This is a genomic window from Bradyrhizobium iriomotense (assembly GCF_030160715.1).
GTDB lineage: Bacteria > Pseudomonadota > Alphaproteobacteria > Rhizobiales > Xanthobacteraceae > Bradyrhizobium > Bradyrhizobium iriomotense.
This window is the reverse complement of the sequence record NZ_BSOW01000007.1, coordinates 103,537-122,256: the sequence shown is the minus strand read 5'-3', so window position 1 is coordinate 122,256 and position 18,720 is coordinate 103,537. Positions and strand designations below refer to the sequence as shown.

Annotated in this window: 16 protein-coding genes; 12 read left to right on the top strand and 4 right to left on the bottom strand. The window is 64.7% G+C overall.

The window, feature by feature from the left end:
* The first annotated feature begins 6 nt into the window (after positions 1-6).
* Genes QQL28_RS12240 through QQL28_RS12230 form a run of 3 tightly spaced genes read left to right on the top strand, consistent with a single transcriptional unit; the run spans position 7 to position 2,522 of the window.
* Entirely contained in the window at positions 7-1,401 is a 1,395-nt protein-coding gene (locus QQL28_RS12240; RefSeq protein WP_284265273.1) for an AtzE family amidohydrolase, read from the top strand.
* A gap of 1 nt (position 1,402) precedes the next feature.
* Positions 1,403-1,795, top strand: coding sequence for an oxalurate catabolism protein HpxZ (gene hpxZ / locus QQL28_RS12235; protein WP_284265269.1), 393 nt, complete (start codon positions 1,403-1,405; stop codon positions 1,793-1,795).
* A gap of 4 nt (positions 1,796-1,799) precedes the next feature.
* Positions 1,800-2,522, top strand: coding sequence for a GntR family transcriptional regulator (locus QQL28_RS12230; protein ID WP_284265266.1), 723 nt, complete (start codon positions 1,800-1,802; stop codon positions 2,520-2,522).
* A gap of 84 nt (positions 2,523-2,606) precedes the next feature.
* Here the strand turns inward: QQL28_RS12230 and atzF are convergent, their stop codons facing one another.
* Together atzF and QQL28_RS12220 are read right to left on the bottom strand one after the other, a co-directional pair.
* A complete protein-coding gene (gene atzF, locus QQL28_RS12225) occupies positions 2,607-4,415 on the bottom strand; it encodes an allophanate hydrolase (protein WP_284265264.1) in 1,809 nt (602 codons plus the stop codon).
* Positions 4,416-4,615: 200 nt separating this feature from the next.
* Positions 4,616-5,125, bottom strand: a complete 510-nt coding sequence (locus tag QQL28_RS12220; RefSeq protein ID WP_284265261.1) for a MarR family winged helix-turn-helix transcriptional regulator — start codon at positions 5,123-5,125, stop codon at positions 4,616-4,618.
* 137 nt (positions 5,126-5,262) lie between these two features.
* Between QQL28_RS12220 and QQL28_RS12215 the strand changes: the two genes are divergently transcribed.
* Together QQL28_RS12215 and QQL28_RS12210 are read left to right on the top strand one after the other, a co-directional pair.
* The gene (locus QQL28_RS12215) at positions 5,263-7,119 is read left to right on the top strand and encodes a feruloyl-CoA synthase (RefSeq protein ID WP_284265259.1); all 1,857 of its coding nucleotides are present in this window, start codon (positions 5,263-5,265) and stop codon (positions 7,117-7,119) included.
* 220 nt (positions 7,120-7,339) lie between these two features.
* Positions 7,340-9,022, top strand: coding sequence for a tannase/feruloyl esterase family alpha/beta hydrolase (locus QQL28_RS12210; RefSeq protein ID WP_284265257.1), 1,683 nt, complete (start codon positions 7,340-7,342; stop codon positions 9,020-9,022).
* Positions 9,023-9,403: 381 nt separating this feature from the next.
* On the opposite strand, the gene QQL28_RS12205 is transcribed toward QQL28_RS12210, so the two are convergent.
* On the bottom strand, positions 9,404-9,901 hold the full coding sequence (locus QQL28_RS12205) for a MarR family winged helix-turn-helix transcriptional regulator (RefSeq protein WP_284265255.1): 498 nt from the start codon (positions 9,899-9,901) through the stop codon (positions 9,404-9,406).
* A gap of 80 nt (positions 9,902-9,981) precedes the next feature.
* Here QQL28_RS12205 and QQL28_RS12200 point away from each other — a divergent pair, with 80 nt between their 5' ends.
* From QQL28_RS12200 to QQL28_RS12185, 4 genes are all read left to right on the top strand, one after another.
* Positions 9,982-11,202 (top strand): cytochrome P450, encoded by a 1,221-nt coding sequence (locus QQL28_RS12200; RefSeq protein ID WP_284265252.1) that lies wholly within the window; start codon positions 9,982-9,984, stop codon positions 11,200-11,202.
* Between the two features lie 9 nt (positions 11,203-11,211).
* Positions 11,212-11,535 carry a 2Fe-2S iron-sulfur cluster-binding protein gene (locus QQL28_RS12195; protein WP_284265243.1) on the top strand — a complete coding sequence of 108 codons (324 nt, stop codon included), beginning with the start codon at positions 11,212-11,214 and terminating at the stop codon, positions 11,533-11,535.
* Between the two features lie 75 nt (positions 11,536-11,610).
* The gene (locus QQL28_RS12190) at positions 11,611-12,822 is read left to right on the top strand and encodes an ABC transporter substrate-binding protein (protein ID WP_284265237.1); all 1,212 of its coding nucleotides are present in this window, start codon (positions 11,611-11,613) and stop codon (positions 12,820-12,822) included.
* A 292-nt stretch (positions 12,823-13,114) separates the two neighbouring features.
* Positions 13,115-13,354, top strand: a complete 240-nt coding sequence (locus QQL28_RS12185) for a hypothetical protein (RefSeq protein WP_284265235.1) — start codon at positions 13,115-13,117, stop codon at positions 13,352-13,354.
* Positions 13,355-13,534: 180 nt separating this feature from the next.
* Here the strand turns inward: QQL28_RS12185 and QQL28_RS12180 are convergent, their stop codons facing one another.
* A complete protein-coding gene (locus tag QQL28_RS12180) occupies positions 13,535-14,800 on the bottom strand; it encodes an NAD(P)/FAD-dependent oxidoreductase (protein ID WP_284265233.1) in 1,266 nt (421 codons plus the stop codon).
* 304 nt (positions 14,801-15,104) lie between these two features.
* Here QQL28_RS12180 and QQL28_RS12175 point away from each other — a divergent pair, with 304 nt between their 5' ends.
* From QQL28_RS12175 to QQL28_RS12165, 3 genes are all read left to right on the top strand, one after another.
* Positions 15,105-16,277, top strand: coding sequence for an ABC transporter substrate-binding protein (locus tag QQL28_RS12175; protein ID WP_284265231.1), 1,173 nt, complete (start codon positions 15,105-15,107; stop codon positions 16,275-16,277).
* 200 nt (positions 16,278-16,477) lie between these two features.
* Complete coding sequence (locus QQL28_RS12170) at positions 16,478-17,869, top strand: hypothetical protein (RefSeq protein WP_284265229.1); 1,392 nt, start codon at positions 16,478-16,480, stop codon at positions 17,867-17,869.
* Positions 17,870-18,144: 275 nt separating this feature from the next.
* A complete protein-coding gene (locus QQL28_RS12165) occupies positions 18,145-18,603 on the top strand; it encodes a hypothetical protein (RefSeq protein ID WP_284265227.1) in 459 nt (152 codons plus the stop codon).
* The last annotated feature ends 117 nt before the right edge of the window (positions 18,604-18,720 follow it).

Sequence of the window (18,720 nt, the reverse complement as noted above, 5' to 3'; positions counted from 1 at the left end):
GCTGCCATGACGACAGCTCCTGAAGTGACGGCTGCGGAGATCGCCAAGGCGGTGGTGGGCGGCAAGTTGTCCGCGCTCGATGCGATCGACGCAGCACTCACCCGCATCAAGCAGCACGACACGATTCTCAATTCCTTCACCGACGTCACTGCCGAGCGCGCTCGCGCGAAAGCGCGCGCGATCGATGCAGATATCGCAGCCGGCAAAAAGGTCGGCCCGCTCGCGGGTGTCCCGTTCGCGGTGAAGAACCTGTTCGACGTCGCGGGCCTGCCGACGCGCGCCGGCTCGAAGATCAACCGCGACCGCGCACCTGCCACGCGCGATTCGACGCTGATCGAGCGGATGGAAGCCGCCGGCGCCGTGCTGGTCGGCGCGCTCAACATGGGCGAATACGCCTACGACTTCACCGGCGAGAACGTCCATGACGGCCCCTCGCGCAATCCGCATGACACGACGCGGATGAGCGGCGGCTCGTCGGGCGGTTCCGGGAGCGCCGTCGGCGGCGCGCTGGTGCCGATTGCGCTGGGCTCGGATACCAACGGCTCGATCCGCGTGCCGTCCTCGTTCTGCGGTATCTTTGGCCTGAAACCGACCTATGGCCGGCTATCGCGCGCGCGCTCCTTCCCGTTCGTCGCGAGCCTCGATCATCTCGGCCCGTTCGCACGCTCCGTCGCCGACCTCGCGCTTGCCTATGATGTGATGCAGGGACCGGATGCGGACGATGCCGCCTGCACCACGCGTGGTGTCGAGCCGGTGACGCCGCTGCTCGCTGAATCAATCTCCGGCCTGCGCGTCGCGATTGCCGGCGGCTATTTCCAGAAGAACGTCTTCCCCGAGGCTGTCGAAGCCGTTGGCCGCGTTGCCAGGGCCCTCGGCGCAACGCAAGTGGTCGACATTCCCGAAGCCGCGCGCGCCCGCGCGGCCGCCTATGTCATCACCACCACCGAGGGCGCTTCGCTGCATCTCGATCGCCTGCGCAAGCGTCCGAACGACTTTGATCCCGCCGTGCGCGACCGGTTGATCGCAGGCGCCATGGTGCCCGCGGCGCTGGTCGACCGCGCGCAGAAGTTCCGCCGCTGGTATCGCGCGCAACTTGTCGAGATCTTCAAGTCGGTCGACGTGCTGCTCGCGCCAGCGACGCCCTGCACGGCGCCAAAGCTCGGGCAGGTGACGTTCAAGCTCGACGGCGTCGAGTTGCCGGTGCGCGCCAATATCGGCATCCACACCCAGCCGATCTCCTTCATCGGTCTGCCCGTGGTTGCCGTGCCCGTGCCGCTCGAGCCGATGCCGATCGGCGTGCAGATCATCGCCGCGCCCTGGCGCGAGGATATCGCGCTGCGCGTTGCGCACGCATTGGAACGGATGGGCGTGGTATCTGCGCCGTCGCCGAGAGGGTTTTGAGATGGAGATCGATCTCCCCGACGTGCTCGCGGAAGTCAAAGCCGCGTTCGAGCGTTACGAGACGGCGCTGGTCAGCAACGACGTCGCCGTGCTCGGCGAGCTCTTCCGCAACGATCCCCGGACGCTGCGCTACGGCATCGGCGAGAACCTCTATGGCTATGAGGCGATCTCCGGCTTTCGCGCCGCGCGCTCGCCGGTCGGGCTGATCCGCCGCACCGCGAAAACCGTGATCACCAGCTATGGCCGCGACACCGCGGTCGCCTCCACGCTGTTCTATCGCGACACCATGCAGGGTAAGGTCGGCCGGCAGATGCAGACCTGGGTTCGCTTCCCCGAGGGCTGGCGCGTCGTCGCCGCCCATGTCAGCATCATCGACGAGCCGAAAGAGACCTGATCGCATGACGCTTGACGACCTTCCGCCCGGAGCCCTGCCGACTGAGACGGTGGTGCCGCGCGTCGACCGGCCGCTGCCCTCGGTGCAGAAGGTCACGCGCGCCGAGGAGCTGCGGCTTCAGCTTGCGGACGAGATCGTGCGCGGAACCTTAGCCCCTGGTTCACCTCTGGATGAGACCGACATCGCGCGGCGCTTCAACGTCTCGCGTACGCCGGTGCGCGAGGCGCTGCGGCAGCTCGTGGCGAGCGGCCTCGTCGAGGCGCGTGCGCATCGCGGCGCGGTGGTCGCGCAGCCTTCGATCGAGCGGCTGACGAGCATGTTCGAGGCGATGGCGGAGCTGGAAGCCCTGTGCGCCGGCCTTGCCGCCGAGCGGATGTCGGCGGCCGAGCGCCATGGTCTGGAAGCCATTCACGAGGAGCTGCGGGTGCTGAGCTACACCGGCAATCCGGAGCGATTCCACGAGGTCAACGAGCGCTTCCATAACGCGATCTATGCCGGCTCGCAGAACGGCTACATCGCCGAGATCACGCTCGCCACCCGCGTGCGCGTGCAGCCGTTCCGACGCGCCCAGTTCCGCAATCTCGGCCGGCTCGCCAAGTCGCAGGCCGAGCACGACCGCGTCGTCGTCGCCATCATGCGCGGCGACAGGCAGGGCGCCGCCGCCGCCATGCGCGCGCACATCGAACTGGTGCGTGGGGAGTACGAGATCTACGCAGTGTCAGTGTAGGGTACTACAGTTGCCACACACTCGCCGTCGTCCCGGCGAAAGACCGGGACGACAGCATTGACGGGAGCTCTCAGTGTTTGCGAGCTATGCCGTCGCAGCTTCCGCCATATACGCGCGCCAGCCGCCATAGCTTGTGATGTCGCGGGCTTTGCCCAGCACTTCCGGCTCGACGAGAAAGCCCTTCACACTTCTGCCGTCGGCAAGCCGGATCGTGCCGATCGCCATCGGCGCAGGAATTGCGTTGACGAACTTGCCGAAGGCGGACGCCGACAAGGACCAGATCTCCAGCTCGATTGACGCGCCCGTGCCCGCCTCGACGCGCAGCATGCCGGGTTTCGGAGGCGTCGTGTTGAGCGCATAGAGTTTGTAATCCGGCGCCGTCTTCGTGGCTTCGATCAGGCGTGCGTTCAGCGCCTTCAACTCGCCGTTCAGTGCCATGCCGGACAGATGCGCGCCGACCACGGCAATCGGAATCTCGTCGGCGCTGCTTGCAGGCAGGGGCGCAAGCGGCGGCTGGGCAACGCCCTTCGCACCAATGCTGAGCTTGGTGTCAGCGTGGAAGACGCGGCCGATGCTCGCAAGGTATCCATCGCGGCCGGCGGGCGCGAGCAGCGTTATGCCGAAGGGCACGCCGTCGGCACGCATCGAAGCCGGCAGCGCCAGGCCGCAGAGATCGAGCAGGTTCACGAAGTTGGTGTAGGTGCCGAGCCGGCTGTTGAGCTCGATCGGATTGGCGCGCACCTGCGCGGTCGAGTAGACCGTCGGCGCCGTCGGCAGCACCAGCGCGTCGATATGTGCGAAGGCGCGCTCGGCGATCTTGCGCAGGCCTTGCAGGCGGTAGAGTGCGGAGAAGGTTTCGGCCGCGGTAAGCCGCGCGCCGGCGGCGGTGATCTCGCGCGTCACCGGATGGATTGCATCCGGCGCGGAGGCCAGGAGATTGCGGATCACGAGATAGCGCTCGGCGACCCACGGTCCCTCATAGAGCAGCCGCGCGGTCTCGTAGAACGGCTCGAGGTCGAACTCGACCAGCGTCGCGCCGAGCGCCGTCCAGCGCTTCAGTGCCTCGCCGTAGGCGGCCTCGGATTTCTTGTCGCCGAAGAAGATCAGCTGCCCGTTGCGCGGCACGCCCAGGCGAAGGTTGGCCGGGAACGGCGTGATCGCGCCAAGCGGCCGGTCGCGCGAGAATGGATCGGCCTGGTCCGGCCCCGCCATCGCGGACAGCGCGAGCGCGGCATCGTCGACCGTCAGGGCAAATACCGAGATGCAATCGAGCGTGCGGCATGCGGGCACGAGCCCTGCCGTCGAGATCATGCCGAGGCTCGGCTTCAAGCCCACGATGTTGTTGAGCATCGCCGGCACGCGGCCGCTGCCCGCGGTGTCGGTGCCGAGCGACAGCGGCACGAGACCCGCGCCGACGGCAGTCGCCGAGCCCGAGCTCGATCCGCCGGGAATGAGATCCTCGCGGATCGGATTTTTGGGAATGCCGTAAGGCGAACGCACGCCGACGAGACCGGTTGCGAACTGGTCGAGATTGGTCTTGCCGATGATGATGGCGCCGGCCGCGCGCAGGCGCTCGACGGCGGTGGAGTCATGCGTCGGCGTGTAGGAGAAGGCCGGGCAGGCCGCCGTGGTCGGAAAGCCCAGCGCATCGATGTTGTCTTTCACCGCGACGGGCACGCCGTAGAGCGGCAGGCTTGCCGCATCCTTCCGCGCCGCAAGCTTCTCGGCCTCCGCGATGGCGTCCTTCTCGTCGCGCAGGCTGATGAAGACCGCGGGATCGTTGTAGTCACGGATGCGCTGATAGGTTCGCGCGATCGTCTGCGCCGGCATCAGCGTGCCCGCGCGATGCGCGGCCACGATCGCGGCTATCGTCTCAGGCTGGTCGGCCCCCATGGCGCAAAAAACTCCGGCAACGATTCTTCACCGGGCGTGAAGCAAGCGATGTGCCATTGTGTACAGAATCCGGGCAGGTCGCTTGCTCCGGATAGTATCGAACTATCATCAGCTTACGAGAACAATCGGCAACCGCCGGCGGTGCGGGGGTAACGCCCGGATGCGTGCATCTGCTCAATTTTTGAGCAGGAAAGGCAGGCTCAGGTGAAGCCAGCGAGGATCTGCAACAGCCGCTCACGGTTCGCCTTGCCGATCTTCTCCTCGACATGGCGCTCGTGCTCGGCGGCGAGCTGCTTGAACTTCGTCAGCGACAGCTCGCCCTGTGCGGTGAGATGCAGCGCGTGCGAGCGGCGGTCGGTCTTCGACTTGATCCGCTTGACGAGCTTGCGCCGCTCGAGGCTGTCGAGGAGATGCACCAGCCGCGCCCGCTCGATGCCGAGGCGCTTTGCGACCGCCATCTGGGAGAGGCCCGGATTGGCGCCGATCACGGTCATCACCGAATATTGGGTCGGCCGGATGTCGACGGCAGCCAGCGTGCGGACGAAGTCCTGGAAGATCCAGATCTGGAAACGCCGCACTGCATAGCCGGCGTGGCCGACCAGCGCATCGAGACCGACCTCGTCCGCGTCATCAGGACGCGCCGCGCCATTGCCGGCCCGCTTGCGCCGCGCGCGGGCTGGCAGTTCATTTCGACCTGCACTGGCTGTCACGTTCTTTTCTCCGGCGTCGCGCAACTGTAGCGCCTCGCAACGCTCCGGCAAAGATTGTTGTTGACGACAACAATTGCTCTGCCCAACATTATTGCCAAGGCGGCCCGCAACGAGGCCGCCTCCCGGGAGGACGACCCATGACGATGGCCGCAGGCGGGGAGGCTTCCAGCCTGTTCGCAACGCCCAGGACGACCGCCGAGCATCGCTCGGACGGCAGCATCGTGTTGCGCTCGCCCGAGCCCTTGCGCGAGGCCGCGCGCTGCATAGGCGACTGGCTGGAGCAATGGGCGCGGCAAGCGCCGGACAAGATCTTCCTGGCGGAGCGCGGCAAAGCCGACGCGCCCTGGACCACCGTCACCTACGCGCAAGCCTTGCGACAGGTGCGCTCGCTGGCCTCATGGATTCTCGCGGAAGGCCTGAGCTTGGAGCGTCCCTTCGTCATCCTCTCCGACAACAGCGTCGATCACGCGTTGCTCGCGCTGGCTGCCCAGCATGTCGGCGTGCCCTCCGCCGCGATCTCGCCGGCCTACTCGCTGATGTCCAGGGATTTCGACAAGCTCAAGAGCATGATCAGCCTGCTCCAGCCCGGCGCGATCTATGTCAGCGACACAAAGCCGTTTGCCGCGGCGCTCGCGGCGATCAAGCCGCTGCATCGGGCGGAGATCGTCAGCGGCGGCGCCGATGACAGCGGTGCGCTGTCCTTCCGCGCGGTCGCCGCGACGCCGGAATCTGCCGAGGTCGCCAAAGCCTTCGCTGCGGTGACGCCGGACACGATCGCAAAATTCCTGTTCACTTCGGGTTCGACCGGCACGCCCAAGGCGGTGATCAACACCCAGCGCATGCTGACGTCCAACCAGCAGGCCAAAGCACAGACCTGGACCTTCCTCGATGACAGCCAAGATGATTTCGTGATCCTCGACTGGCTGCCCTGGAGTCACACCTTCGGTGCCAATCACAACTTCAACATGGTCCTGCGTAACGGCGGCTCGCTCTATATCGACGGCGGCAAACCGGCGCCGGGTCTGTTTGCGACCTCGCTCGCGAACCTCAAGAGCGTGACGCCGACGGTCTATTTCAACGTGCCGCGCGGTTTCGATATGCTGATCTCGGCGCTGCGGGATGACGAAGAGCTGCGCCGGCGCTTCTTCGGCAAGGTCAAGTTCGCCTTCTACGCTGCCGCCGCGTTGCCGCAGAATCTCTGGGATGCGCTCGAGGAGCTCTCGATCAGGACCGTCGGTCGCGCGCTGCCGATGGTGTCGGCCTGGGGCTCGACGGAAACCTCGCCGCTCGCGACCGATTGCCACTTCCTCGCCGAGCGCTCCGGCAATATCGGCGTGCCGATCCCCGGCACCGAGCTCAAGCTCGTCACGTCAGGCGACAAGCTGGAGGTGCGCGTGCGTGGCCCGAACGTGACGCCCGGCTATTGGAGGGCGCCGGAGCTGACCAGGCAGGCCTTCGACGAGGAGGGTTTTTACCTCATCGGCGACGCCGTGAAATTCGCCGACAGCGCGCATCCCGAGCGCGGCCTGTTTTTCGACGGCCGCGTTGCGGAGGATTTCAAGCTCAACTCCGGCACCTGGGTCAGCGTCGGCACGCTGCGGGTCGCCGGCATCGCTGCCCTTGCGCCGCTGGCGCAGGACATCGTCGTGACCGGCCACGGTAGCGACGAGGTGCGCTTCCTGGTATTCCCCAACATCGCGGGCTGCCGTGCGCATGCGGGACTGCCGGATACCGCCGCCGTGAGCGAGGTGCTCGGCCACGACAAGGTGAAAAGCGCGATCGCGCAGGGGCTCGCAAAGCTGAAAGCGCAAAGCGCTAATTCCTCCGGCCATGCCACGCGCGCGCTGCTGCTCGCGGAGCCGCCATCGGTCGATGGCGGCGAGATCACCGACAAGGGCTACATCAACCAGAGCGCCGTGCTGACGCGCCGCGCCGACGCAGTGGCGCGGCTGAACGATGATGCGTCGGCGCAGTGGATCGGCTGCACCGGGTGAACTGAACCGCACGGGACAATCTCGTGCCCCGGACGCAGTGCGGCGCGTAGCGCTGCACTGCAGAGCCGGGGCCCATTTCTTTGTGAGCGGCTCCATGGGTCCCGGCTCAGCGGCACGTCATTTCATGCCGCGCCGCGTCCGGGACACGAGACAAGTCCCGCTTGCCAATATATCGACTTGGTGTAATAATTATAGTATATAATCAAATAGGGAGGTCGCCGTGAGGTCTGGCTTGATATCGGCAGTCGCGCTGGCTGCCTTTCTTGGATCCACCGCGCTTGTCCGCGCCGAAGGCGAGGGTTGCTCGCCGGTCACCACGGCTTCGCTCGGCGTCGCCGGCGTCGAGATCGTCGCCTCAAAACTTCAGGAGGCCGGCAACGGCCTGCCCAAGCATTGCATCGTGTCCGGCCTCGCCAACCAGCGCACCGGTGCGGACGGAAAGTCCTATGCCATCCAGTTCGAACTGCGGCTGCCGGCCGAGTGGAACGGCCGCTTCCTGCATCAGGTCAACGGCGGCAGTGATGGTGTCGTGGTGCCGGCGCTCGGCGACAAGCCCGACGGCTGGGCCTCGGGCGGCACCGTGCCGCTCGCGCGTGGTTTTGCGGTGCTGTCGTCCGACAGCGGGCATTCCGGCTCCGATCCCGTCAACAAGCCGCTCGGGCTCGCGGCAGGCGTGGCGTTCGGGCTCGATCCGCAGGCGCGACGCGACTACGGCTACGCCGCGGACATGACGCTCTCGCCTGTCGCGAAGAAGATCATCGCGCTGCATTACGGCCGCCAGCCGGATCGTTCCTACATGGCGGGCTGCTCGAACGGCGGACGTCATGCGATGGTCGCAGCCTCCCGCATGCCCGAGAATTACGACGGCTTCCTGGTCGGCAACCCGGGCTTCGATCTGCCGCGCGCCGCGGTCCAGCACGCCTGGGACGTGCAGGCCTTCCTGAAGGCCGATCCGGATCTCCGCAAGTCGATCACGAAAGAGGACGCGCAACTTGTCGCCTCCCGTATCACCGAGGCCTGCGATGCGCTCGACGGCGCCAAGGACGGCCTCACGTCCAATCTCGCCGCCTGCCACAGGGCATTTGATCTCAAGAGTCTTGTCTGCGCGCCGGGCCAGACCAATGCCTGCCTGTCGGAAGCCAAGGTCGATGCGCTGAAGACCAGCCTAGCCGGGCCGAAGAACTCGAAAGGCGAAGTGCTCTATTCGGACTGGCCGCTCGATGGCGGCATCGGCACCGGCAATTGGCGTGCCTGGAAGGTCGAGAGCCCGGTCGCGCCCTGGAACAACTATCCGATCATCGCGACGATGGGCGCGGCGTCGCTGAACTACATCTTCTCGACCCCGCCCGTTGCGGTGGAAGGCAGCAACGACAAGCTGATCGACGCACTGAAGGCTTACGACTTCGACAAGGACGCGCCGAAGATTTTTGCCAAGGACGGTACGTTCACGGAGTCGGCGATGGATTTCATGACGCCGCCCGACGTCGACGATCCCAAGCTTGCCGGTTTGCAGAAGGCCGGCCGTAAGATGCTGATCTATCACGGCCAGGCCGACCCGGTGTTCTCCGTCAACGACACCATCCGCTGGTACGATCGGCTGAACAGGAACGTGCAGGGCAACGCCAATGGCTTTGCGCGTCTCTTCACCATGCCCGGCGGCACGCATTGCGGCGGCGGCGTCACGCTCGACAAGTTCGATGCGCTGACCGCGCTGACCGACTGGGTCGAGCAGGGCAAGGCGCCCGAGCGGATCGTCGCCTCGATCAATCCGGCGAACAAGGAAGTTCCGGCGACGTGGAGCGCAAGCCGCACCCGGCCGCTCTGCCCATATCCCTCGTATGCGGCCTACTCCGGGCAGGGCGACATCGAGGACGCCGCGAACTTCGTCTGCAAGGCGCCGTAACGCGGCGAAATCCAACGGTCTCATGCCCCAGACGCAGTGCGGCGCGCAGCGCTGCACTGCAGAGCCGGGGCCCACAAGTCCAGGTCCCCGGCTCTGCGTCGCGTCATACGGGACGATGCTTCGCGTCGCCCGGAATGCCGCGCCGCGTCCGGGACACGAGACCATGGACATTTCCACTAGGCCAACATTTCTGACAGAAATATCGTTTGAATTTTTTGTTGCCTAAGCAACTAATTTATGCGAGTCCTGCGCAGGCGAGGATGATGGCGGGGAAACCGCTGCGCCTGAACGGGAGGATTCATGTTCGGCAGGAATGGTGCCGCCGGCAATCGCCGCCGCATGCCAGGTGACTGCGATCTGGCGCGCGCTCGAAGCGCGGCCTTACGTGTCGCCGCCGGTGACTGCGCCGAGATTTTCGTGCAGCCGGCGCAACAGATCGATCAGCACCTCCCGCTCGTCCTTGGACAGGCACGACAGCAGTCGCCGCTCGCGCGCGAAGGCGGCGACGATGACCTTGTCGTGGGTGGCGCGGCCCTTGGCGGTCAGCGAGATCGAGTGCGTGCGTCCGTCATTCGGATCGCTGCGGATCGCCACCAGCCCGCGCTTGTCCAGGCTCGCCAATGTCCGGCTCACCGGTCCCTTGTCGAAACCGATGACGTGGCAGATGCGCGAGGCCGGGATGCCCGGCTCGATCGCCAGCAGCGACATGATGCGCCACTCCGTGACGTTGACGCCGAACTCGCGTTGATAGAACGCGGTCGCGCTGTTCGAGAGCTTGTTGGCGATGAAGGTGATGAAGGCCGGGACGTAACGCTCGAGATCGAGCGTTGGCCCCGCCTCGGTGGGCGTCTTGCGGTTGTTGGTCGAGGGCGCGGTCATCTCATCGGGGCTCGCTTCGTGCGCAACAGAAATAAGGACATGCGCGCGCGCTCCACAAGCGCAAAATTGGGAGGATGTGAATGAGTGCAGCCAGCTCCGCTTCGACCGGCGGCCCGCCCGCCGTCCCGCATCTCGATGTCGATCCCTTTGCGGTCGCGTTCTTCACCGATCCTTTCCCCACGCACGACGTGCTGCGGGACGCCGGTACCGTGGTCTATCTCGACAAATGGAATGTCTATGGCGTCGCGCGCTATGCCGAGGTCCATGCGGTGCTGAACGATCCCGCGACGTTCTGCTCCAGCCGCGGCGTGGGCCTCAGCGACTTCAAGAAGGAGAAGCCGTGGCGGCCGCAGAGCCTGATCCTGGAAGCCGACCCGCCCGCGCATACGCGCACCCGCGCCGTGCTCTCGCGCGTGCTGTCGCCGACGGTGATGAAGCAGGTGCGCGACCGTTTTGCCGCGGCGGCAGAGGAGAGGGTCGATGTGCTGCTCGGGAAACGCAGCTTTGACGCCATCCCCGATCTCGCCGAAGCCTATCCGCTCTCCATCTTCCCGGATGCGCTGGGCTTGAAACCTGAGGGCCGCGAGCATCTCATCCCCTATGCGAGCCTGGTGTTCAATGCCTTCGGCCCACCGAACCAGCTGCGCCAGGACGCAATCGAGCGCTCAGCGCCGCACCAGGCCTATATCGCCGCGCAATGCCAGCGCGAAAATCTCGCGCCCGGCGGTTTCGGAGCCTGCATCCATGCTCGCGTCGACGAAGGCGAGATCACCGCGACGGAGGCGCCGCTTCTGGTGCGCTCGCTGCTGTCGGCGGGGCTCGACACCACCGTCAACGGCATCGGTGCGGCGGTCTACTGCCTCGCGCGCTTTCCCGACCAATGGCAGCGCCTGCGCGACGATCCGACGCTGGCGCGCAATGCCTTCGAGGAGGCCGTCCGCTTCGAAAGCCCGGTGCAGACCTTCTTCCGCACCACCACGCGCGAGGTCGAGCTCGGTGGCGCTGTCATCGGCGAGGGGGAAAAGGTCCTGATGTTCCTCGGCGCGGCCAATCGCGATCCGCGGCGCTGGGACGAGCCTGATGCCTACGACATCACGCGTCGTACCTCCGGCCATGTCGGGTTCGGCTCGGGCATCCACATGTGCGTCGGCCAGCTCGTCGCGCGGCTCGAAGGCGAGGTGATACTGTCGGCGCTGGCACGGCGCATCGCGAGAATCGAGATCACGGGTGAGCCGAAGCGCCGTTTCAACAATACGCTGCGCGGGCTCGACAGCTTGCCGATCACGATCACTCCGGCCTGAGGATCTTTGATGCCCGCGATCACCTTCATCCATTCCGGCGGTAACACCGATCATATCGAGGCGAGCGACGGCGAGAGCGCCATGCAGGCCGCGACCCGCCATGGCCTCGACGGAATTCTGGCCGAATGCGGCGGCAACGCGATGTGCGCGACCTGCCATGTCTATGTCGACGACGGCTGGCTCGCGCGCCTGCCGGCGATGGCGGACGACGAGGACGCGCTGCTCGACGGCGCCGCCGCCGAACGCACGGCCAACAGCCGGCTGTCCTGCCAGATCAAGATCACGCCCGAGCTCGATGGGCTCGTGCTGCGCCTGCCGGAGCGGCAAGTCTGAAGCGGTAGGTCTGAGTTCTGATCGGCATCGGCAACGACCGGTGGCGCGATCGAAAAGCCAACAGGAGAGGGAACGATGAAGCACCTGAAGTGGACGCTGGCGCTCGCGGCAAGCCTGATTGCCGGCTCAGCCAGCGCCGAAATATCCGACAATGTCGTGCGCATCGGCGTGCTCAACGACATTTCCGGTATCTTCCAGGACACCAACGGCATGGGCTCGGTGGAAGCCGCGCGCATGGCGGCCGAAGATTTCAACGGCGGCGGCAAGAATATCAAGGTCGAGATCGTCTACGCCGATCACCAGAACAAGGCCGACGTCGGCGCGGCGATCGCGCGCAAATGGCTTGACGTCGAGGGCGTCGATGCGATCGTCGACGTGCCGAACTCGGCGGTCGGCCTTTCCATCAACACGCTGCTGCGCGACAGTCGCATGACGTTTCTGGCATCGTCCACCGCAAGCGCCGATCTCACCGGCAAGGCCTGCTCGCCCAACACCATCCAGTGGGTCAACGACACCTGGGCGACCGGCAACACCACGGCGGCCGCGATGGTCTCGCGCGGAGGCAAGGAGTGGTACTTCCTCACGGTCGACTTCGCGCTCGGCAAGGGCATCGAGGCGGAGGCGCAGAAATACATCGAAGCGCATGGCGGCAAGGTGATCGGCTCGTCAAAGCATCCGCTCGGCACCTCCGACTTCGCCTCGTTCCTGTTGCAGGCGCAGGGCTCGAAGGCGCAGGTGATAGGGCTGGCCAATGCCGGCGGCGATACCATCAACGCGGTGAAGCAGGCGGCCGAGTTCGGCATCCAGCAGAGCGGGCAGAAGCTCGTCGCCTTCCTGCTCTTCATCAACGACGTCCACGGCATGGGCCTGAAGGTCGCGCAGGGCCTCCAGCTTATGGAAGCCTTCTACTGGGACATGAACGACGACACCCGCGCTTTCGCAAAACGCTTTGCCGCGCGCCCCGGCATGAACGGCAAGATGCCGAGCGGCAACCAGGCCGGCGTCTATGCCTCGACGCGCGCCTATCTCAACGCGGTCGCCGCTACCGGCAGCGATAACGCTGGGGATGTCGTGCCGGAGATGAAAAAGTTCAAGGCAAAGGACAAGCTGTTCGGCGACACCGCGATCCGTCAGGACGGCCGCGTCGTGCACCCGATGTACCTGTTCGAGGTGAAGAAGCCGGAGGAATCGAAATATCCGTATGACTACTACAAGCTGGTCTCGACGATCCCGGCGGACCAGGCGTTCCGGCCGTTGGCGGAAGGTGGGTGTGTGTTGGTGAAGTAGCTGACGGGTTGCCGCGAGCGATCTCCTCAGCTCTCGCCTGGTGGGAGAGGTCGGCGCGGTCGCGTCGGTCGGACACAGGACGTCAATGCGCGATGGGCGCAATAGGACCAAGGTAAGATGACAGGTCGACAGCCCTCTGTACGATGGATCTCCTTCGTCAGAACAGAGGCTGGAACATGCAGAGAAAGCCCATCGCGTTTGAGAACGGGGTCGCAACCCGGATGGTACCGGTGGTCGACACCCGCTTGCGGAGTTCGCCGCCGCCAATCTGCCGTAGGGAAGGGGGCGACGCATGTTCGTGACGGTCGTTGCCGTTCTCTGCCACTTCGGTGGCGTCGCTGCGGGAAGTTGCGTCGAGGAAATCGTTACCGACAGCAACATGACGCCGGAGATTACGTTTCAAGACTGCATGAAAGGTGCGCAAGCACCACTTGCGAAGTGGATGGGTGAGCATCCGATCTATCATTCAAACTGGCATATCGAGCGCTACAAATGCGTGCCGGGTCACTATGAGATCAAGGGCAGGGTCTAGGCAGGACGAATAAAAGAGGCCGCCCAACCGGGGCGGCCGAGAAGGCACGAGGCCCGGCAGGGAGAAGCCGGAAGAAACGATCCAGAACCTCGCATTCAGAACGGCCAAGAGGAGAGCCGTTCGACCGATACCGTAAGTCATTGGCGACGGAACAAGGACAGTCCTAAAGTACTAGATATTCTACCCCACCACCTTGCTTGAGCCTTGCGTGATCAGGCGTGCGGCGCGCTGGTCGCGGACGTAGATCCAGAGCCAGGTGAGCGCGACGGCAAGGCGGTGGCGCAGGCCGATCAGGAAGTAGATGTGGGCAATGCCCCAGATCCACCACGCGATCGCGCCGCGCAGTTTGACGCGGCCGAAATCGATCACCGCGAGGCGCTTGCCGATCTGTGCGAGGCTGCCGGCGTGCTTGTAGCGGAATGGGCCGAGCTTCTCGCCGCGCAGTCGTGCCTTGATGAGGTTCGCAACATAACGCCCCTGCTGCTTCGCGGCCGGTGCGATGCCGGGCACCGGCTTGCCGTCCCACGCTGGGATCGTGACGGTGTCGCCGATGGCAAACACATCCGGATGGCCGGGCACGGTCAGGTCGTCTGCGACCTCGACGCGGCCGGCGCGGTCGGCCGGTGCATTCAGCCATTCGGCGGCGGGCGAGGCGCGCACGCCTGCGGCCCAGATCCTTGTCTTCGCGTTGAGCCGCTGCCCGCCATGGACCACGCCATCGCGGTCGACCTCGGTGACGGGCTGGCCGAGCACGACCTCGACGCCGATCTTTTCCAGCGAGGCCTGTGCATATGCCGAGAGATCGTCGGCAAAGCCGGCGAGCACGCGCGGCCCCGCCTCGATCAGCACGACGCGCGCCTTGCGCGTGTCGATGTTGCGAAAATCGCCCGGCAGCGTGTGATGCGCCATTTCGGCGATGGTGCCGGCAAGTTCGACGCCGGTCGGACCGGCGCCGATGATGACGAAGGTCAGCCGAGCCGCGCGGCGCGCCGGATCGGTCTCACGCTCGGCGCGCTCGAAGGCGACGAGGATGTGACGGCGCAGCGTGGTCGCGTCCTCCAGCGTCTTCAGGCCCGGCGCGAACTGCTCCCATTCGTCATGGCCGAAATAGGCGTGGCGGACGCCGGTCGCCAGCACCAGCGTGTCGTAAGGAACTTCGCTGCCATCATCGAGCAGCACGGCGCGCCGCTCGGCATCGACGCCGCTCACGGTCGCAAACAGCGTCGTCACCTCGCGTCGCGCCCGCATGAGGTGGCGGATCGGCCAGGCGATGTCGCTGGTCGCAAGCGAAGCGGTCGCAACCTGGTAGAGCAGCGGCTGAAACAGATGATGGTTGCGGCGGTCGATCAGCGTGATCTCGACCGGGCTGCCTGCGAGCCGATAGGTCGTCTCTAGCCCGCCAAAGCCGGCTCCGACGATGACGACGCGGTGGGGTTTCGCAGTCATGAAAGCGGCCCTCGATTCGCTGGGTGTGCACCACTCATTAAAGAGCGAGGACGGGGTCTCGGTCCAATAGCCGTCCTCAATTGAGGAATAGAGCCGGTATATCGAAAGGGGGCGCGAACATGCGCCGCACCCCCATCAGAGTGAGTAGAACTATATTTCTTGCCATCGGGGATTAGGGCGAATTATGGTGCAGGAGCAGGCGCTGAGCCATTGACGGCTCACACGATTTTGCGTCCTAAACAGAATGATCCGGAAGCGGGCCATCCGCCATTTCGGGGCAATGAAAATGAGGAGGGGAGTGGTTATGAGGACAGCATTCTGGCTGGCGGGTGCGGCTGCGCTCGCGCTGGCAAGCCCGGCATCGGCCGGCGACACCATCAAGATCGGCTTCGTCTCGACCTTCAGCGGCCCGACCGCTGTCATCGGCAACGACATGCGTAACTCCTTCGAGCTCGCGCTCGACCATCTCGGCCGCAAGATGGACGGCAAGCCGGTCGAGGTGATCTACGAGGACGACCAGCAGAAGCCCGACGTCGGCAAGCAGAAGACCGAAAAACTCGTGCAGTCCGACAAGGTCGATTTCATCGTCGGCTACATCTGGTCCAACGTGCTGCTCGCCTCGCTCAAGACCGCGGTGGATTCAAAGACCTTCCTGATCTCGGCCAATGCCGGCCCCTCGCAGCTCGCCGGCGAGCTCTGCTCGCCTTACGTATTCTCGACCTCCTGGCAGAACGACCAGACGCCGCAGGCGATGGGCCAATACATGAATCAGAAGGGCGTCAAGAGCGTCTTCCTGATCGGGCCGAACTACGCCGCGGGCAAGGACATGCTCGCGGGCGTCAAGAGCACCTTCAAGGGCGAGATCAAGGGCGAGGAATATACGGTGTGGCCGAGCCAGCTCGATTTCTCCGCCGAGCTGTCGAAGGCCCGCGCCTCGGGCGCGGATTCGATCTTCGTGTTCTATCCAGGCGCGGCCGGCGTGCAGTTCCTCAATCAGTATGTGCAGGCGGGCCTGAAGACCCAGATTCCGCTCTACACTGTGTTCACCGTCGACGAGCTGTCGCTGCCGCTTCAAAAAGAGAATGCGCTGGGTATTCCCGGCGCGCAGGAATGGGTCAACGATCTCCCGAACGAGGAGAACAAGCGCTTCGTCGCCGACTATCGCAAGAAGTACACCAACCTGCGCCCGACCTATTACGGCGCGCAAGCCTATGACGCGGCCCAGCTCGTCAACAGCGCGGTCGTGGCGGTGAAGGGCGACACCAGCAAGAAGGACGCGATGAAGGCCGAGATGGAGAAGGCCAACTTCAAGTCGCTGCGCGGCTCGTTCAAATACGGCAACAACCACATCCCGATCCAGAATTTCTATTTGCAGGACGTGGTCAAGGATGCCGATGGCCAGCTCGCGCTGAAGACGGTCGCCACCATCGTCAAGGACGACCAGGACCGCTTCCACGACAAGTGCCCGATGAAGTGAGCTTGAGTCTCCTCCTCTCCCCGTTCTTCGCGGGGAGAGGGACCGCTCCCAAACGGGTGTAGCCGATCTGGCGTCCATTATCCGAATCGCTGCACCCGAATTGACGACTCGGCTTTTGGCCTTCCCAGGCCGACACTCTCCTTGAGGTCGGGGAGAGGCCCGTCGGATTGTGCAGAGCGATTGCGACGAGGGAGGCGGCCATGAATTTCCGTTACCCGTCGGACGCGATCGTACCGCTTGATCGGTTCCACGACCATGTTGGGCATGATGGTCATAGCGGGCCTGTCTGGGCACTGAAGGATTCTTTGCCTCACGCCATGCCGGTTTGGGGCGACGATGGAGCTGGCGTTCATAGCCGCGTCTCGTTTGCAGCCCCAGAGGCGCATTCTCCAGTCGAGATTTCAAGCCGGCTGGATACTGCCCCCGCCCACTCCGATAGCGTCAACCACATCACGCCATCGGGCGGAATCGAAGCAGGATCGAGCAATCCATTGCTCGGTTCGGGCTCGATCGGGAGCGGGGACAACACGGCCGGTGATGGTGGAAATGGCTATTCTTATGGAGGCGTCATTCATGCCTCCATTCTGATCTATGAGCCGATCAATATCTCGGTGGCGGTAGGTTACGGCTCTGTAGCCCTGGCGCAGCAAATCAACGACGTGACGGTCGATCAATCCGCCTTTCAGATGGCCGGCGTCGGCGGCAGCGGCGGCAACGGCAACATGGCATCGGGAGGAAGCGTTAGTGCTTCCCCGGGCTTCGACGTCATCTCGACTGGCGGCAATGGCGCCGGCAATGGCGGCAGCGGCTACTTCTCGGGCGCGCTGGTAGATGCTCCCATCGTGATCTACCATCCGGTCAACATTGCGGTGGCGGGCCCAGGCGGCACCGCCTATGCAAATCAGTCAAATTCGGTCGAGATCGATCAGTCGGCCGTCCAGATTGCAGGCGTTGGCGGCAATGGCGGAAACGGCAACGTGTCCGTCGGCGGCAGCGTCATCACGCTCGATCCCGCCTGGGGATCAAGCAACGGCGGAAGCGCCTGGCATCTGGTCGACACGGGCGGTAGCCAGGCCGGCAATGGCGGAGACGGCTCCTTCCAGGGAAGCCTCGTCCATACGTCCGTTGTGCTGTACGACCCGATCAACATCGCAGTTGCGGGTTATAATTCCAGCGCTTACGCGGTGCAGACCAATAACGTCTATGTGGATCAATCCGCCCTTCAGCTAGCCGGCATCGGGGGACATGGCGGCAACGGGAACGTTGCGATGGGCGGCAGCGGAAACCTTGCCTCACTCGGCTTGTGGGGCGGCTCCGATGCGATTGCGACCGGGTCGAACGGTGCCGGCAATGGTGGAAGCGGGCATTTCACGGGAAGCCTGATCGACGTCAGCGTCGCGATCTATGCTCCCATCAACATCGCCATCGCCGGTCCGCATTCGACGGCCGAAGCAGATCAGATCAACAACGTGCACATCGACCAGAGCGCAGTCCAGATCGCCGGAGTTGGCGGGGACGGCGGTCACGGTAATCTCGCATCGGGTGGCGATCTTGCCGCGCATCTGTTGTCGGATCTTCACCTGGTGGCATAACGAGGCTTTCCAGTGCTCGGCCGGCGCGGTCGCAAGGCGGCACGCCTTGCGACCACTCTGCGCATCCGCGCGATCGAACAGACAGCTCCTCCCCCGCGCCTTGCAGCATCTCGATTTCACGACGCGGGTCATACTTTCTAACGTAGGCCACCAAACCGGATGGTGTTCGATTTGACATCTATCATCGTCGAGCAAGCGCGGATCAGACTTGCCGAGCGCGTCCGTCTGATCGGGATGGATGATGCAGACAAGGCAACAGAACGACGGAGGCTCAAATGATGCCCAAGGCGATACACATCTCGGACTCAATCGACTTCAAATCGATCAACACCGGCGGTCAGAACGTCGGAAACGGCGGTGACGGCACCTTCAAGGGAGCCATCATCAACAAGCCGACGCTCACCTTCGACCCAACCAACAAGGCGGAAGGTGCCGACGTGCACGTCAACACCGGCGATCACGTCAAGCAAACGGCGGACTGGGACGCCGGCGGCGCGAACGCGACGGCCTCGTGGTTCGCAAAGGCTCATGGGGGAGAAGCCGAGTCGAACGGGAATCAGAAATCGTACAGCGGCTACGATACCTCGAAGGTCTATGCGAACACGGATGCCACCCAGATCAACAAGCTGTGGGTGGACCAGCACCAGGACGTCGTGGCCGGCATCGGCGGCAGTGGCGGAAACGGCAACGCCGCATTGGGCGGCGAGGTGGACTTCCACTTCGACGTACTCTGACCAGCGGCTCGTCTGCGCGGCGGAGACCGGCGGCGCGTGCCGCCGGTCCAGGATATGCCGCCCATGCTCCGTCGATCCGTTGTCCCGTCGGATCGACGGGCAAGTGTGGGGGCCAAG

Coding starts and splice junctions, on each gene's coding strand:
- QQL28_RS12240 (WP_284265273.1), top strand. CDS start 7: ATGACGACAGCTCCTGAAGTGACGGCTGCGGAGATCGCCAAGGCGGTG.
- hpxZ (WP_284265269.1), top strand. CDS start 1,403: ATGGAGATCGATCTCCCCGACGTGCTCGCGGAAGTCAAAGCCGCGTTC.
- QQL28_RS12230 (WP_284265266.1), top strand. CDS start 1,800: ATGACGCTTGACGACCTTCCGCCCGGAGCCCTGCCGACTGAGACGGTG.
- atzF (WP_284265264.1), bottom strand. CDS start 4,415: ATGGGGGCCGACCAGCCTGAGACGATAGCCGCGATCGTGGCCGCGCAT.
- QQL28_RS12215 (WP_284265259.1), top strand. CDS start 5,263: ATGACGATGGCCGCAGGCGGGGAGGCTTCCAGCCTGTTCGCAACGCCC.
- QQL28_RS12205 (WP_284265255.1), bottom strand. CDS start 9,901: ATGACCGCGCCCTCGACCAACAACCGCAAGACGCCCACCGAGGCGGGG.
- QQL28_RS12200 (WP_284265252.1), top strand. CDS start 9,982: ATGAGTGCAGCCAGCTCCGCTTCGACCGGCGGCCCGCCCGCCGTCCCG.
- QQL28_RS12195 (WP_284265243.1), top strand. CDS start 11,212: ATGCCCGCGATCACCTTCATCCATTCCGGCGGTAACACCGATCATATC.
- QQL28_RS12190 (WP_284265237.1), top strand. CDS start 11,611: ATGAAGCACCTGAAGTGGACGCTGGCGCTCGCGGCAAGCCTGATTGCC.
- QQL28_RS12185 (WP_284265235.1), top strand. CDS start 13,115: ATGTTCGTGACGGTCGTTGCCGTTCTCTGCCACTTCGGTGGCGTCGCT.
- QQL28_RS12180 (WP_284265233.1), bottom strand. CDS start 14,800: ATGACTGCGAAACCCCACCGCGTCGTCATCGTCGGAGCCGGCTTTGGC.
- QQL28_RS12175 (WP_284265231.1), top strand. CDS start 15,105: ATGAGGACAGCATTCTGGCTGGCGGGTGCGGCTGCGCTCGCGCTGGCA.
- QQL28_RS12170 (WP_284265229.1), top strand. CDS start 16,478: ATGAATTTCCGTTACCCGTCGGACGCGATCGTACCGCTTGATCGGTTC.
- QQL28_RS12165 (WP_284265227.1), top strand. CDS start 18,145: ATGATGCCCAAGGCGATACACATCTCGGACTCAATCGACTTCAAATCG.